Source organism: Aquibium sp. ELW1220, assembly GCF_030398385.1.
Taxonomy (GTDB): Bacteria; Pseudomonadota; Alphaproteobacteria; order Rhizobiales; family Rhizobiaceae; genus Aquibium.
The window spans coordinates 42,813-57,097 of record NZ_JAOAOQ010000019.1 but is presented as its reverse complement, the minus strand read 5'-3'; the positions used below and the strand labels follow the sequence as shown (position 1 = coordinate 57,097).

Below are 14,285 nucleotides of genomic sequence, written 5' to 3'. Positions count from 1 at the left end.
CGGATGCCGGTCGGCGGAAGCGCTCCCCTCCTATCCCGTCTTCGCGTCGGCGGCCGGCTTCGGCTTGCGCGAGAACAGCCGGACGAGTCCGCCGGGCTGCAGGATGATGAACAGGACCAGCAGCAGGCCAAGGCCGATGTTGCGGTAGTCGGACAGTTCCTTCATGCCTTCGTCGGCCAGCATCAGCACGGCTGCGCCGAGCAGCGGTCCCCAGATGGTGCCGAGCCCGCCAACCACGATCATCGCGATGAGGAACAGGAGCAGCTGGAACGAGAACACCGTCGGTCCGACGACGCGGAACTGGACGGCGTAGAAGCCGCCGGCGATGCCCGTCAGGAAGGCCGAGACGGCGAAGATCCAGAGCTGGTACTTGAAGCGGCTGATGCCGCGCGAGACCGCGTAGCCCGGGTTGTCGCGCAGCGCGCGGAAGGCGAGGCCGAGCGGACCGCGGATGATGACGATCGACATCGCCACCGCCACGACCAGCAGCCCGAGCGCCACGAAGTAGTGCGCGACATGCCAGCTCTTCGGCATCAGCGCGCGGAAGCCGAGGTCGCCGAACTGGCCGATGCCGCGCACGCCGCCGAAGAGCGGCATGCAGCCGCCGGTGGAGGTGAAGCAGGCGGTGTCGTTGACGATCAGGACATACATGACCTGCGCGATCGCCAGCGTCAGCAGCGCGACGTAGGGACCGCGCAGGCGCAGGCAGGCGAGCCCGATCAGCATGCCGATGGCTACCGCAACGACGCCGGCGAGCGGGATCGCGGCCAGCATCGGCACCTTCCAGTAGAAGCCCATCATGGCGGTGGCGTAGGCGCCGGTGGCAAACAGCGCCATCTGCGCCAGCGAGAAGATGCCGCCGACGCCGAGCACCAGGTTCCACTGCACCACCACGACCGCCCAGACGAAGAACAGCGTCGCCTGGGTGACGATGTAGCGGCCCGGAAGCAGGAAGGGCAGCGCGCAGGCGGCCGCGACGAGGACGAGGCCGATCAGGATATCGCGTTTCACGGGAGTCACAGCCGCACCACCTGGGTCCGCCCGAAGAGCCCGTAGGGCCGCCAGATGAGAACGAGGATGACGATGAGCAGCAAGGTGGCGAAGCTCCAGCGGACGCCGAGGATGTATTGCGTGGCGGCTTCGAGAAGGCCGAGCACGATGGCGGCGACCACCGCGCCGTAGACGTTACCGAGGCCGGCGACGACGCAGACGATGAAGGCCTTCAGCATCGGGTCGCCGCCCATGACGGGCGAGAGCGTCGCGATCGACGAGATCATCACGCCCGAGACCGCAGCGAGCGCGCCGGAGACGGCGAGCACCTGGGCATAGACGCGGCCGACCCGCACGCCCATCAGCTGCGCGGCTTCGCGGTTCATCGATGTGGCGCGGATGGCGCGGCCGGTGCGCGTGCGTTCCAGCACGAAGGCGACGGCCGCCATCAGCACCACCGCGACGCCGAGGATGAAGAGGTTCTGCAGCGGCACGTGTACGTTGCCGAGGACGACATGGCCCGGCACGGCGAGCGGCTGCGGGATCGGATAGGGTCCGAATCCCTTGAGCATCAGATTCTCGAGGATCGAGCCGATGCCGATCGTGGCGATGAAGATGTTGGTCTCGAAGCCCTCGGCGCGCAGCAGCGGCAGCGCCGCACCGAGATAGATCAGCAGCCCGACCACGGCGCAGAGCGCCGCCGCTCCGGCCAGCGCCAGGGCCGGGTGCAGCCCGAGGTGCTGGATGCCGGCGTAGCATAGATAGCCGCCGAGGGTCAGGATCGCGCCGTGCGCCATGTTGAGCATGTTGAGCGAGCCGTAGACCAGCGACAGGCCGACGGTCGCGACCGCGTACATAGCGCCGAGAGTGAGGCCGGACGCGACGATCTGGATGAAGACGTCCATCGGTCAGGCTCCGAGATAGGCTTCGATGATCTCGGGTCGCGCCATCAGTTCGGCGCCGATCCCGGACCAGACGAAACGGCCATTGTCGAGAAGATGGATGCTGTCGGCGCGCTCGGTGATGCGCTGCGCGTTCTCCTCGACGAGCAGGATGGTGCGGCCGGCGGCGCAGAGGTCGAAGATGACCTCGTAGATCTGGTCGATGACGATGGGCGCGAGCCCGAGCGAGGGTTCGTCGAGCATCAGCAGCCCGTCGCCCGCCATCAGCCCGCGGCCGATGCCGCACATGCGCCGCTCGCCGCCCGAGAGCGTGCCGGCGATCTGGTGGCGACGCTCCTTGAGCTTCGGCAGGAGCGTAAAAACCATATCGAGACGCGCGCCCGCGTCGCGCGCGGCGTCCTGGCGGTAGGCGCCCATCAGCAGGTTGTCGAGGACGGTCATGCCCGGGAAGAGCAGGTCGCCCTGCGGTACCTGGATCACGCCGCGCTCGACGATCTGGTCGGGCCGCAGCCCGTCGATCCGCGTGCCGTGCAGGGCGATCGATCCCGCTGAAACGCGCACGAGGCCGGAGATCGCCTTGAGCAGCGTCGACTTGCCATGGCCGTTGGGGCCGATGATGGCGGTCAGCCGGCCGGCCGGGACAACGAGGTCGACCCCGTCGAGCACGCGCCGCCCGTCATAGCCGGCGGCAACGTCGTGGATCGCGAGCACCGGCTCAGCCATGTATGGCCTCCCGCGCGCCCATGAAGCTCTTCAGGCGGTCGGACGCCCCCTGCCCCAGATAGACGTCGATCACCGTGCGATCTTCCACCAGCCTGGACGGCTCGCCCTCGAAGATCTTCTCGCCATGATGCATGATGAGGACGCGGTCGGAGAGCTGCACCAGGAAGCGCATGACGTGCTCGATCAGGATGATGGTGACGCCCGTCGCCTTGATCGCCCGAACGGCCTGCATCACCCGATCGACCTCCCGCGCCGTCAGCCCGCCCACCGGCTCGTCCATCAGGAGGAGCTTCGGCCGCGTCGCCAGCGCGCTCGCCATCATCAGGAGCTTGCGGTCGAGGACCGGCAGTTGCCCGGTGATCCGGTCGGCCCCCTCGGAGATGCCGAGCATTGCCATGGCCTCGTCGGCCGCACGCTCGGTCTCGCGGCCGGCACGCAGGCTCGGCATCGCCCGGTTCCTGCGGCCGAAATAGGCGCCGACCAGCACGTTCTCGCGCGCCGTCATCGTCTCGAAGCCGGCGTTGAGCTGAAACGTGCGGGCGATGCCGGCATGGCAGATGCTTTCCGGCGCCATGCGGGTGATGTCGGTGCCATCGAGCAGGATCGAACCGGCAGTGGCCGGGTTCAGACCCGAGATAACCTCGAACAGCGTCGTCTTGCCGGCGCCGTTGGGGCCTCCGATGCCGAGCACCTCGCCGGGCTCGACATCGAAGGTGAGGTCATGGACGGCCGTCAGGGCGCCGAACGACTTGCCGACACCGCGGCATGACAGGAGCGGCATCGCTCGGCGTCCCCCTTGCCGTCAGGCCTTGATCCAGGGCGGCATCATGAACTTGGTGGCGCCGTATGGGAAGGGCGCGATCAGCCCCGGACCCTTGGTGTAGTCGTGGATCTGCAGGAACTGGTGCGGCATGCCGAGCGAGGAATCGTTGGTCTCGGTCGGATAGGTGTAGGCTGCGTTCTCCAGTGGCTTGAAGCGGGTGGTGCCCGTCACGCCGCGCCAGATCATAGAACTCATCCGGGCTGCGACCTTGCGGTTCTGGTCGAACTCGCCCGGCTCGCCGGTGCCGCCGGCGAGCGCCGCCGCTGTCGCCCAGACATAGGCGCCGTCATAGGGCTGGGCGCCGGAGTTGTGCCCGGCATTCTCGCCGAACCGCGCCTTGTAGCGCGTCTCGAAGGCGGTGCCGATCTCGTCCTGCAGCGCGCCGACGAGCGTAGCGTAGATGATGCCGTTGGCGGCTTCCTTGGCGATGTCGCGGAAGGCCGGGATCGACGGGCCGTACTGCATGTAGATCAGGCTCGGCGTCGGATTCGGCGCGAACTGGACGCAGAACTGGCCGAGGTCGGCAGGCAGGAAGTGGGTGATGCAGATGACCGCCGGCGGGTCCTGGCGGATCTTCGCCAGCGTCGGCCCCCATTCCGAGGCCGGCACGCTCACCGTCTCGAACAGGCTGATCTCCCAGCCATACGCGGCGGCCTGCTCCTTGACGGCATTGGCGATGTTGGAGGCGTAGACGCCGGCCGACAGGATCACCGCCATCTTGTTGTTGGGCCGCGTCCATTCCTTGTTGGTCTCGAGGTCCTGCAGGAACTTCAGGAAGCCGGGGCCGTACCAGTACTCGGCCGGATCGCCCTGGAAGGAGCCCCAGTAGCGGTCGGGGTTGGACTTCACGAGGTCGTTGTGGCCGATGGTTGTGTCGTAGTGCACGTAGACGATGCCGGCATCGGCGGCGACTTCCTGGATCGCGGCGCCGGAGCCGATGTTGTAGCCGTTGATGATGGCATGCGCGCCGTAGCGGTCGACCAGGCGCTGGGCGGCCTGAACGTTGGTGGCATCGCCCATCTGGGCGGTGTCCTCGAACGAAGGCTCGAGCGGACGGCCGAGGATGCCGCCAAGCGCGTTGATCTCCTCGCAGGCGAGCATCAGGCCGTTCTTGAACTCGATGCCGTCAGGCGCGGCGAAATCGGTCGTCGGGCCGCACTGGCCGACCGGGATCGGCTCGCCCTGGGCGCGGGCCTCGCCGTTCATCGACAGAAGCATGGCCGGCATGCCTGTGAGCGCGGCCGCGCTCGTCAGGCCGCCCTTGATGAGGAAGTTGCGCCGGGTTCCGGCGATGACGTTCGGCTTCTGCAGTTTCTGGTCACGATCCATTGCTGTTCCCCTTGTTGATTATGGCTAGCGAATGTTCTGGACGAGTCTGGCGGAGCGGTCGATGACCGCGGTCTGGTGGGGCTGGACGTCCATGCCGCCCCATTGCTGCATGAGCCGGTCCCACGGATCGGGTATGGCGGTATAGTGGCCGCACATCTCCTCGATCACCGCGAGGCCGCAGTAGGGCACGTACATCTCGGAATAGCCGCCCTCGTGCGTCATCACGATCCTGCCGCCGGTGAGGTCCTTCGCGGCGCCGAGCAGCATCTTGGTCATCGCGCGGTAGCCCGACGAGTTGACCATCATGCGGCCCATCGGATCGACGCCGGAGCCGTCGAAGCCGGACGGCACCACGATCAGTTCCGGCCTGAAGCGGTGCAGCGCCGGCAGCACCACCTTCTCGAAGGCCTCGACATAGGCGCCTGGGCCGGAGCCCGGCGGCAGCGGCACGTTGATGTTGTAGCCCTCGCCCGGACCCGTCCCATTCTCCTCGACCGCGCCGGACGCGGCAGGGAAGAGATTGTCCTGGTGCAGCGAGATCGTCAGCACGCTCGGGTCGTCGTAGAAGATCGACTGGGTGCCGTTGCCGTGGTGGACGTCCCAGTCGACGGTGGCGACCCGGCCGACGCCGAGCGCCTGCTGGGCATGGCGAATGGCGACGGCAGCGTTGGAGAACAGGCAAAAGCCCATGCCGACATCGGCCGTCGCGTGGTGCCCGGGCGGCCGAACGAGTGCATAGGCATTGTCGACCGTGCCGGCCATCACGGCTGCGACCGCCTCGATGGCGCCGCCGGCCGCGAGCAGGGCGATCTCGTAGCTGCCGGCGCCGAGCGGCGTCAGCACGCTGGCGTCGCCATAGCCACGGTCGCTGATCTCCCTGATCTTCGCCACGTGCCCGGGGGTGTGGACGCGCAGGAGCTCTTCGACGGTCGCCGGCCGCGGCTTGATCGGCACGAGATGGTCGAGGATGCCGCTCACCTCCATGAGGTTGCGCAGGCGCCGCTTGGTCTCGGGGTTCTCGGCGTGGGTGCCCGGCTGGATGGTCAGGCCGGGCGGAAACACCTGGTTCCAGTTCCAGGTGTTGTGCCACAGATAGAGTTCATGGAAGACGAAGCCCGTCGTCATCACGCCTCACGCCTGATTGCCGTCATGTCGGGGATGTTCGCGCAGCCGACCGCAGCTGTCCCGCCACCTTCGGGTAACGGGTAGCCTTTTTCACCCCACCCATCCGGGTGGTGTTGACGCCTATCCGACCAGATGATGCATCGGCGCGCCTTCCACGCCGATCTCGCGGAGCCGCAGCACCGCCTCGGTGCGGCTCGACACGCCGAGCTTGCCGAAAATGTTCTTCAGGTGCCACTTCACCGTGTCCGGTGCCATCGACAGGGTCTGCGCCAGCTGACGGTTGGTGTAGGCGCACATCAGCAGCGTCGCCACCTCGGTCTCCTTGCGGCTCAGCAGGTCGCGCCCCGGCCGCGGGTTCATCGCGCCGGTGAGAGGCCGGTCGATGCCGCAGCGGCCAAAGGCGCGGAACAGGGTCTCGACGAAGACGGCGGTTTCCGACGTGCCCGACCAGGCGGGGATGCGGGTACGGGCGAAATCGAGCACCTGCAGCAACGGCGCGCCCTCGTCGACCAGCGAGCGCACCGCCTGCTGCTGCTGCGCCAGCGTCACGGTGTCGACCGCGGCTGCGAGCGCCAGCAGCGGCTCGCCGGCCCGACGCGCGGCGACCGCCACCAGCGCGCGCACCTGCATGAAGCCGCGCATCCGGCCGTCGCTCCTCATCCGCGCCGCAATGCGCTCCAGCAGCGCCACCGCCTCCTTCGGACGATCTTCGGCGATCAGCAGCCGCGCAGCACCGATGCGCAGATTCTCCTCCATGGGATGTATCGGTCCCGAGAGCGCCTCCGACGACACTTCGATGCCGCGCGACCGCAGGGCAAGCCGCGCGGCGCGAACGTCGCCCAGCGCCAGCAGCATGCGGACACGCTCGTTCAGCGCACTCGCCGTCAGCCGCCGGTACCGCTTCTCGATGCCCAGCCGTTCGGCCGCCTCCAGGTGGATCAGCGCATCCTCGTGCCGTCCGCGCGCCGCAGCAAGCCGCGCGAGATGAAGCTTGCAGGCCATCTCATGGACCACCAGTCCGCACTCTTCGATCAGCTGGCGATGCTGGTGCAGGATGCGTTCGGCGCCCTGGAGATCGTTCCATTCATAGGCGAGTTCGACGAGGAAGATCGCGGACATGGCTTCGGCGTAGGAGCCGGACCCGAGCCGCTCGCGCGCCAGGCGGCAGGCGCGTTCCAGATGCTCGTGGGCGCAGCGCAGGTCGCCGGCCGCGATCTCGACCAGGCCGAGCAGCAGGTCGGAATAGACGATGCCGAACACCGAGTCGGACATGGCGTGGTAGTCGCGCGCCTTGAGGCTCAACAGGCGCGAGGCATCAAGGTCGCCCAGCGAATACTGCGAGAAAGCGGCGATGTTCGCCAGCGTCCCGCGGGCGAAGGGCTCGTCTTCCGGGAAGTCCGGCAGCCAGCGTGCCGCTGCGCGCGTCGCCGAGCGCGAGCGGTCGCTGGCACTGATGACGCCGGCCGTCAGCGTGCGCAGTTCCGCCTTGAGCGACCGGGCGGCGGCCGGTCCGAGTTGCCCCTCGTCCGCCAGCCGCTCGATCAGGTCCTTGGCCTGCTTGAGAATGCGCACGGCCTGGCGCGGGCGGCTCATATGGAACTGCGCCCAGACGCGGGCGAGCAGCAGGCGCGGCCGCCGTGCGACGACATCCTCCGGAAGCTGGTTCAGCCATTCCGTCAGGCGGGGAATGTGGCCCTGCATGATCAGCGGCATGGCGCAGGTCTCGACCAGCCTGGCCGCGAAATCCGTGTCGCCGGCCATGAGCGCGTGGCCGACCGCGTCCGAGACGTGGTCGTGGGCAGCAAGCCAGGACGCGGCGGCGGCATGCAGCCCCGCGCGCTCGCCCGCCGCGCGCGTGTCGAGCTTGTTGCGCAGGAATTCGCTGAACAGATGATGGTAGCGGAACCAGTGGCCGGAATTGTCGAGCGCGATCAGGAACAGGTTCGACCGCTCGACCGTCTCCAGCGCGGCAGCGCAGTCGATGTCGGGGCAGAGCGCCTGGGTCAGGCCCAGGCAGAAGCGGTCGAGCACAGACGTCCGCAGCAGGAACTCCTGAATTTCCGGCTTCTGCCGGGCCAGCACGTCGTGGGCGAGGAATGTCGCCACGTCGCGCTGGCTGCCGGAGAACTCGGCGATGAAGGCTTCCGGAGATGCTTCATGCGCCAGCGCCAGCGCGGCGAGTTGCAGGCCGGCCGGCCACCCCTCCGTCTTGCGGTGCAGCGACACGATGGCCGGGATCGGCAGGTCGAGCCCGCAGACATTGAGCAGGTAGTCCTCGCTCTCCTCCAGCGAGAAGCGCAGGTCGCCGTCGCCGAGGCTGACCACCTGCCCCTTCATCTTCATGCCGGCGAGCTCGATCGGCAGGTCGCCGCGGGTGGCCAGCACGACGTGAAGCGCCGGCGGCGCATAGGCGACGAGCGCGTTCAGGAACGCCGCGATCTCCTGCGACACGATCAGGTGCGCGTCGTCGAGCACGAGGTAGATCGGGACGGTGGCGCGGGAGAGGTCGTTGATGATGCTGGTCAGGAGGGAGTCGACCGGCGTCACCGGGCTGGAATCGATCAGCGAGCCGGCATTCTCCGCGATCTCCGGGTCGACGCGGTGCAGCGTTCCCGCCAGGTACTTCAGGAAGCGCGCCAGATCGTTGTCGAGCCGGTCGATCGACAGCCAGGCGACGCGGCCGCCGGCGACCGATTGCGCCCATTGCGCAAGCAGCGTCGACTTTCCGAAGCCAGCCGGCGAGGAGACGATGGTCAGCTTGCCTTCGGAAGCCTGGCCGAGCATGCGCAGGAGACGCGACCGCTCGATCAGCGCGGCGCGCAGATGGGGCGGATGCATCTTCGTGCCGATCATGGAAGCGCCATCCCGTCGAGGCATGCGGCCGGCCCCGGCGGAACCGCCGTCAGGCGGACGAGGCCGCGGGCCGTGAGGCGCAGTGTGGCCGAAAGCCGGAGCCTCGCGCAAGGGAAGAAGCGAAAGCAGCGTCTTCTTCGGCCGGAAACGCCGGTTCTGCAACTGCTGATGGCGACGCGCGCAAGTCGGCGTGATAAATTCTCGTGATCGAGCCGATCTTGCGATTGAATTGGACCAGTCCCCCGTTTTCTGCTCCACTTTGGCTATCAATAGGGAGTAAGGACCCATGTCCGAGCGCAAGCTCTACATCAAGTTTCTCGAAGCCGACGTTACCGGCATCATCTCTCTTTATGAGGATGTGGCGCCGAAGACCTGCGACGCCATCTGGGGCGCGCTGCATCAGCCGATCCAGTGGCCAGCGCTGCACGCCTCCTTCACCGGACCGGAGATCATGATGGGTCTTCCCGAGAGCGCACAGACCTTCGACCCAAGGTCGCTCGGACCGGAAAACATCACCAGCTTCCCCGCGCCGGGCGAACTGCTGTGGTTTTACCAGCCGAAGAACTACTTCAAGATGGATCCGGACGAATTCTGGGAAATCGGTCTCGTCTACGGCGAGGGCGCCCGCACCGCTGGCCCGACCGGATGGACCGCACCGAACTTCTGGGGCAAGGTCACCGAGAATTTCGACGCCGTCGTGGAGCAGTGCCGTGTGATCCGCCGCAAGGGCGAGCGCATGGTCGAACTGGGCCGGGTGAAATAGGCGGCCGGCGCGCACCGCGCCGCCCGCAGGCATTCAGACGCAAGAGTCAGTTCATCGAAAAAGAGAACAAGGGAACCGTGATGACCGCCACCGCTCGTATCGCAATTGCAGCCTCGCTCTGCGCATTCGCCGCTCCGGCGCTGGCGCAGGAGATCACCATCAACTCCTTCGGCGGCGCCTATGAAGAGGCCCACCGCAAATGCGTCATCGACCCGTTCACGGCCGAGACCGGCGCGAAGGTCAACATCGTGACGGCCTATTCGGCCGACGCCTTCGCGCAGCTGCGCGCCCAGAAGGACGCGCCGCAGTACGACGTGATCCACTTCTCGGGCGGGCAGGAGATCGTCGCGGCGTCCGAAGGTCTGCTCGTGCCGGTCACCGAGGATCTCGTCCCGGCGCTGGCCGACCTCTACGACTTCGCCAAGGCGGGTGTCGCCAAGGGTGAGGGACCGGCCTACCAGATCGCCGCCGTCGGCCTGGTCGTCGCATCCGACAAGGTGCCGAGCGAGCCGACCAAATGGGCTGACCTGATGAAGCCCGAATATGCCGAGCATCTGGTGCTGACCGACATCAGCAACGGTTACGGCATGATCGGGCTGCTGATGCTCAACCAGGTTTCGGGCGGCACGCTGGAGAACATCCAGCCCGGCCTCGACGCCGTCAGCAAGCTGCTCGACGCCGGCGCGGTGGTCGTGTCGAAGTCGCCCGAGATCCAGGCCGAATTCGCGCAGAACGACGCGTGGATCGCGCCGTATGCCTCGGACTACGCCTTCACGTTGAAGAAGGCAGGGCTGAACGTGAAGTTCATCCAGGGCGAGGAAGGCACGCCGGCGAGCTTCATCACGGCGAACCTCGTCGCCGGACGCGACAATGTCGAACTGGCGTCGGAGTTCATCGCCCGGGAGCTTTCCCCCGAGGCCCAGGCCTGCTTCTCGGACGCGCTGCGCTACACGCCGACCAACGCCAAGACCGAACTGTCGGACGAGGTCGCGGCCGACGTCGTCTACGGTGCCGACGCCACCAAGGGCCTGATGCGCTTCGATCCCCGCGTGATCGAGGCCAATCGCTCCGCATGGACCGAGGCCTTCGCCAAGACGATCGCCCGCTGATCGAGGCACCCCGGCCCGCGCCCTCGCGCGGGTCGGGGTCCCAGCGCGATTGCAACGCATGACAGACCGCCGCGAAACCTGGCTCTTCCTGCTCCCCGGACTGGCTCTGCTGGTGGTGGGCTTCATCTTTCCGATCGCACGCATGCTCGTGCTCTCGGTGCAGGGGCCGGACGGCCACACCGTCGACCAGTTCGCGCGGTTCTTTCAGGACACATTCTATCCATCGATCCTGTGGCGGACGGTCTATCTCTCCGCCCTCATCACCGCGATCTGTGCGGCCATTGGCTTTCCCCTGGCCTACATCATGGCGCGCAGCGGCCCGCGCGTCCGGCTCTGGCTGGTGATCATGGTGATCCTGCCGCTGATGACCTCCGTGGTCGTGCGGACCTTCGGCTGGATGGTGCTCCTGTCGCGCAGCGGACTGATCGCATCGACACTGCGCGATTTCGGCCTCGTCGGCCGCAGTTTCCAGCTGATGCACACCGAAACCGCCATCGTCCTCGGCATGGTGCAGGTGCTCTTGCCCTTCATGGTGCTCTCGCTGCTCGGCGTCATCATCCGCCTCGACCCCAGGCTCGAGGAAGCCGCGCGGACCATGGGCTGCTCCTTCCTGCAGACGATGCGCAGGGTGGTGCTGCCGCTCGCCGCGCCCGGCCTGCTAGCCGGCTCCATCCTCGTCTTCACGCTGTCGGCCTCGTCTTTCGTCACGCCGGCGCTGCTCGGAGGCCCGCGGATCGAGGTGCTGGCGGGTTCGATCTACAAGAACGTCACGCAGACGCTGGACTGGAACTTCGCCGCGGCACAGGCGGTAATCCTGTTTGCCGGCATCGCGCTTCTGCTGATCCCCTACCTCAGGCTGGGGAGGCGCGCGCATGGTTAGGGCCGTTCCCGGCTGGCTGCGGATCGCGGCTTTCGTCTTCGTCCTGCTGGCGGCGATCTTCATGCTGGCGCCGCTGGTCGTGGTCATGGGCGTCTCCGTGTCCGAGAGCCAGTTCGTCGCCTTCCCGCCGCAGGGATTCACGTTCCGCTGGTACGAAAACGCACTGGGTTCCCCCGCCTATCTCGGCGCGTTCTGGCTGTCGCTGAACCTCGCCGTCCTGGTCACGGTCTCGGCCAGTCTGCTCGGCGGGGCGGCGGCGATCGGTCTCTCGCGCGGCCGGCGATCGGGCGGAGCGGTCGAGACCTTCTTCCTCTCGCCGCTCGTGCTGCCTTCGATCATCTTCGCCATCGGCCTCCTGATGCTGTGGAGCGCCGTGTTCGGGGCCACGTCCTTCTACGCGCTCTGGCTGGCGCATACGGTGGTGGCGATCCCCTATGTCATCCGCACGACGCTTGCCGTGCTGGCCGAGCGCGATCCGTTCCTGGAGGAAGCCGCCCGGACCATGGGCGCCACGCGCCTGAAGCGGCTCTGGTTCGTCACCCTGCCGCAATGCCGCCCGGGCCTGCTGGCCGGGGCGTTCTTCGCCTTCAACATCTCGTTCGACGAGGCGGTGCTGTCGCTCTTCCTGCGCAATCCCAACCTCACCACCCTGCCCGTGCAGATCTACGGCCAGCTCGAGTTTTCGCCCGATCCGACGGTCGCGGCCGTCTCGACGCTGATGATCCTGATCACGGTCGCGCTCATGCTGATCCTCGAGCGCATGCTGGGCCTCACCCGTTTCGCGAGTGGCTGAATGTCCGACCTGACGCTGACCAACATCACTAAATCCTTCGGCAAGGTCGAGGTTCTGCGCGGCATCGACCTGACGATCCGTTCCGGCGAATTCGTCTCGCTGCTCGGCGCGTCGGGATGCGGCAAGACCACCCTGCTGCGGATCGTGGCCGGGCTGGAAGGGGTCAGCACGGGCAAGGTCGAGATCGCCGGAGCCGACGTCACCGACCTGCCGCCGGAGAAGCGCGATATCGCGATGATGTTCCAGAGCTACGCGCTGCTGCCGCACATGAGCGTGGCGGAGAACGTGCGCTTTCCGCTCCGGATGCGCCGTGTCGGCACGCGCGAGGAGCAGGATGCCAAGGTGAAGGCCGCGCTCGAGACGGTACAGCTCACGCATCTGGCCGACCGCGCGCCGCGCCAGCTGTCCGGTGGCCAGCAGCAGCGCGTGGCGCTCGCTCGCGCCATCGTCTCCAATCCCAAGGTGCTGCTCCTCGACGAGCCGCTGTCCAATCTCGACGCCCGCCTGCGCGAGGAAATGCAGGTGGAACTGATCGAGATCCATCGCCGGATCGGACTGACCACGCTCTTCGTCACCCATGACCAGGACGAGGCGCTGTCGCTGTCGGACCGGGTGGTGCTGATGAATGCCGGCGCGATCGAGCAGGAGGCGCCGCCGCGCGAAATCTACGACGCGCCCGCGACCGCCTATGCCTCGTCCTTCCTCGGCGCCGCCAACCTGGTGCCGGCGCGCATCGCGGGCGGCCTGGCAACGCTCGCCGACGGGCAGACCCTTCCGATCGCGTCCGGCGCGCCAGACGGCAATGCCACGCTCGCGCTCAGACAGGAGAACGTCGACTTCCTGTCCGAAGGCGGCCTGGCCGCGAAGGTGATCACCCGAGTTTATCTCGGATCGCGCCACCGCTACATCCTCGATCTCGCCGGCCAGACCATCAGCGTGCTGGCACCCGCCTCGGTGATGCTGGAGCCGGGTTCGGAGGCCCGCATCGGCATCGCGCCCGACCGTATCCGGATCCTGCCCGGATGAGCGACGAGGAACGGCCGCCCACGCGCGCCGGCCGCGGCCTGCAGGTCCGCAGCGTCGACCTGCGCAGTTTCGTCGTGCTGTCGCGGACGCGCCATTTCCGCCGGGCGGCGGAAGAGCTCGCCACCAGCCAGCCCGCCATCTCGGCCCGCATCGCCGCCCTGGAGGAGGAACTGGGATGCCGGCTGATCGAGCGCGGCGACGGCGCGTTCCGGCTGACGGAGGCCGGCGAGCGGGCGCTCGAGACGTTCGAGACCGTGCTCGCCGAACTCGACCGGCTCGCGGCCCGTCTGCGGCGCGAGCCCGAGCCTGTCGCGGCCACCCTGCGCATCGGCGCGATCGACACCGTCGCGGCGACATGGCTGCCCGGCCTGATCGAGACGCTCCACGCCCGCTATCCGCACCTGCGGGTCGAACTGACGGTCGACGGAACCAAGGCGCTGGCACAAGGACTGAAGAAGGGCTTCTTCGACATCATCTTCGCGATCCAGCCGGTGGTCGACGAGGGGTTCCGCAGCTTCACGGCCTGCGTGCTGCAAATGGGCTGGGTCGGCTCGCCGCGGCTGATCAATCCGGACCGGACCTACACGCCGCAGGATCTGGCGTCGATGCCGATCATCTCCTTCCCGAAGGACTCGCCGCCGTTCCAGATGGTCGCGCCCTACTTCCACGACGAGCAGGTGCTGGCGTCGAAGCTGACCTCCTGCAACTCGCTCTACGCCATCGTCAGCCTGATCCTCGACGGCTTCGGGGTCGCCGCCCTGCCCTCGGTGGCGATCCGCCGCGAACTCGCCAACGGCCGGCTGGTGTCGATGAAGGTGACGAAGCACTTCCCGTCGATGCCGGTGGTGGCGAGCTACCAGGCGCTGACGCACCACCAGTTCATCCGCGCGGTGGTCGACGAGAGCCGGCGCGCGGCAGCCCTCTTCTGTGCGGCGGCAAAGCCCGGAACGGCCTGGGTGGAGTGACCTC

General features: G+C 67.6%; 13 protein-coding genes. 6 read left to right on the top strand and 7 right to left on the bottom strand.

Going from position 1 to position 14,285, the window contains the following annotated elements:
• Nucleotides 1–30: 30 nt before the first annotated feature.
• The 7 genes from N1F91_RS17640 to N1F91_RS17610 all read right to left on the bottom strand — a co-directional run bounded on the left by N1F91_RS17640 (nucleotide 31) and on the right by N1F91_RS17610 (nucleotide 8,745).
• Nucleotides 31–1,011 (bottom strand): branched-chain amino acid ABC transporter permease, encoded by a 981-nt coding sequence (locus N1F91_RS17640; protein ID WP_289994270.1) that lies wholly within the window; start codon nucleotides 1,009–1,011, stop codon nucleotides 31–33.
• A 5-nt stretch (nucleotides 1,012–1,016) separates the two neighbouring features.
• Complete coding sequence (locus tag N1F91_RS17635) at nucleotides 1,017–1,895, bottom strand: branched-chain amino acid ABC transporter permease (RefSeq protein WP_289994269.1); 879 nt, start codon at nucleotides 1,893–1,895, stop codon at nucleotides 1,017–1,019.
• 3 nt (nucleotides 1,896–1,898) lie between these two features.
• Nucleotides 1,899–2,615 carry an ABC transporter ATP-binding protein gene (locus N1F91_RS17630; RefSeq protein WP_289994268.1) on the bottom strand — a complete coding sequence of 239 codons (717 nt, stop codon included), beginning with the start codon at nucleotides 2,613–2,615 and terminating at the stop codon, nucleotides 1,899–1,901.
• A complete protein-coding gene (locus N1F91_RS17625; RefSeq protein ID WP_289994267.1) occupies nucleotides 2,608–3,396 on the bottom strand; it encodes an ABC transporter ATP-binding protein in 789 nt (262 codons plus the stop codon). Before N1F91_RS17625 ends, N1F91_RS17630 begins: the two co-directional genes overlap by 8 nt.
• 21 nt (nucleotides 3,397–3,417) lie before the next feature.
• A complete protein-coding gene (locus N1F91_RS17620; protein ID WP_289994265.1) occupies nucleotides 3,418–4,767 on the bottom strand; it encodes an ABC transporter substrate-binding protein in 1,350 nt (449 codons plus the stop codon).
• 24 nt (nucleotides 4,768–4,791) lie between these two features.
• Nucleotides 4,792–5,892 (bottom strand): class II histone deacetylase, encoded by a 1,101-nt coding sequence (locus N1F91_RS17615; protein ID WP_289994264.1) that lies wholly within the window; start codon nucleotides 5,890–5,892, stop codon nucleotides 4,792–4,794.
• A gap of 120 nt (nucleotides 5,893–6,012) precedes the next feature.
• Nucleotides 6,013–8,745: a LuxR C-terminal-related transcriptional regulator gene (locus N1F91_RS17610; RefSeq protein ID WP_289994263.1), complete on the bottom strand. Its 2,733-nt coding sequence runs from the start codon at nucleotides 8,743–8,745 to the stop codon at nucleotides 6,013–6,015.
• Between the two features lie 286 nt (nucleotides 8,746–9,031).
• Here N1F91_RS17610 and N1F91_RS17605 point away from each other — a divergent pair, with 286 nt between their 5' ends.
• The 6 genes from N1F91_RS17605 to N1F91_RS17580 all read left to right on the top strand — a co-directional run bounded on the left by N1F91_RS17605 (nucleotide 9,032) and on the right by N1F91_RS17580 (nucleotide 14,281).
• Nucleotides 9,032–9,508, top strand: a complete 477-nt coding sequence (locus N1F91_RS17605) for a DUF3830 family protein (protein WP_289994262.1) — start codon at nucleotides 9,032–9,034, stop codon at nucleotides 9,506–9,508.
• Between the two features lie 80 nt (nucleotides 9,509–9,588).
• Complete coding sequence (locus tag N1F91_RS17600) at nucleotides 9,589–10,617, top strand: ABC transporter substrate-binding protein (RefSeq protein WP_289994261.1); 1,029 nt, start codon at nucleotides 9,589–9,591, stop codon at nucleotides 10,615–10,617.
• A 58-nt stretch (nucleotides 10,618–10,675) separates the two neighbouring features.
• Entirely contained in the window at nucleotides 10,676–11,497 is an 822-nt protein-coding gene (locus tag N1F91_RS17595; RefSeq protein WP_289994260.1) for an ABC transporter permease, read from the top strand.
• The gene (locus tag N1F91_RS17590) at nucleotides 11,490–12,290 is read left to right on the top strand and encodes an ABC transporter permease (RefSeq protein ID WP_289994259.1); all 801 of its coding nucleotides are present in this window, start codon (nucleotides 11,490–11,492) and stop codon (nucleotides 12,288–12,290) included. The genes N1F91_RS17595 and N1F91_RS17590 overlap by 8 nt, the downstream gene beginning before the upstream one ends.
• Nucleotides 12,291–13,316 carry an ABC transporter ATP-binding protein gene (locus N1F91_RS17585; RefSeq protein ID WP_289994258.1) on the top strand — a complete coding sequence of 342 codons (1,026 nt, stop codon included), beginning with the start codon at nucleotides 12,291–12,293 and terminating at the stop codon, nucleotides 13,314–13,316.
• Nucleotides 13,313–14,281, top strand: a complete 969-nt coding sequence (locus tag N1F91_RS17580; RefSeq protein WP_289994257.1) for a LysR family transcriptional regulator — start codon at nucleotides 13,313–13,315, stop codon at nucleotides 14,279–14,281. The genes N1F91_RS17585 and N1F91_RS17580 overlap by 4 nt, the downstream gene beginning before the upstream one ends.
• Nucleotides 14,282–14,285 lie beyond the last annotated feature (4 nt).

Coding starts and splice junctions, on each gene's coding strand:
- N1F91_RS17605 (WP_289994262.1), top strand. CDS start 9,032: ATGTCCGAGCGCAAGCTCTACATCAAGTTTCTCGAAGCCGACGTTACC.
- N1F91_RS17630 (WP_289994268.1), bottom strand. CDS start 2,615: ATGGCTGAGCCGGTGCTCGCGATCCACGACGTTGCCGCCGGCTATGAC.
- N1F91_RS17615 (WP_289994264.1), bottom strand. CDS start 5,892: ATGACGACGGGCTTCGTCTTCCATGAACTCTATCTGTGGCACAACACC.
- N1F91_RS17590 (WP_289994259.1), top strand. CDS start 11,490: ATGGTTAGGGCCGTTCCCGGCTGGCTGCGGATCGCGGCTTTCGTCTTC.
- N1F91_RS17620 (WP_289994265.1), bottom strand. CDS start 4,767: ATGGATCGTGACCAGAAACTGCAGAAGCCGAACGTCATCGCCGGAACC.
- N1F91_RS17625 (WP_289994267.1), bottom strand. CDS start 3,396: ATGCCGCTCCTGTCATGCCGCGGTGTCGGCAAGTCGTTCGGCGCCCTG.
- N1F91_RS17610 (WP_289994263.1), bottom strand. CDS start 8,745: ATGATCGGCACGAAGATGCATCCGCCCCATCTGCGCGCCGCGCTGATC.
- N1F91_RS17595 (WP_289994260.1), top strand. CDS start 10,676: ATGACAGACCGCCGCGAAACCTGGCTCTTCCTGCTCCCCGGACTGGCT.
- N1F91_RS17600 (WP_289994261.1), top strand. CDS start 9,589: ATGACCGCCACCGCTCGTATCGCAATTGCAGCCTCGCTCTGCGCATTC.
- N1F91_RS17580 (WP_289994257.1), top strand. CDS start 13,313: ATGAGCGACGAGGAACGGCCGCCCACGCGCGCCGGCCGCGGCCTGCAG.
- N1F91_RS17635 (WP_289994269.1), bottom strand. CDS start 1,895: ATGGACGTCTTCATCCAGATCGTCGCGTCCGGCCTCACTCTCGGCGCT.
- N1F91_RS17585 (WP_289994258.1), top strand. CDS start 12,291: ATGTCCGACCTGACGCTGACCAACATCACTAAATCCTTCGGCAAGGTC.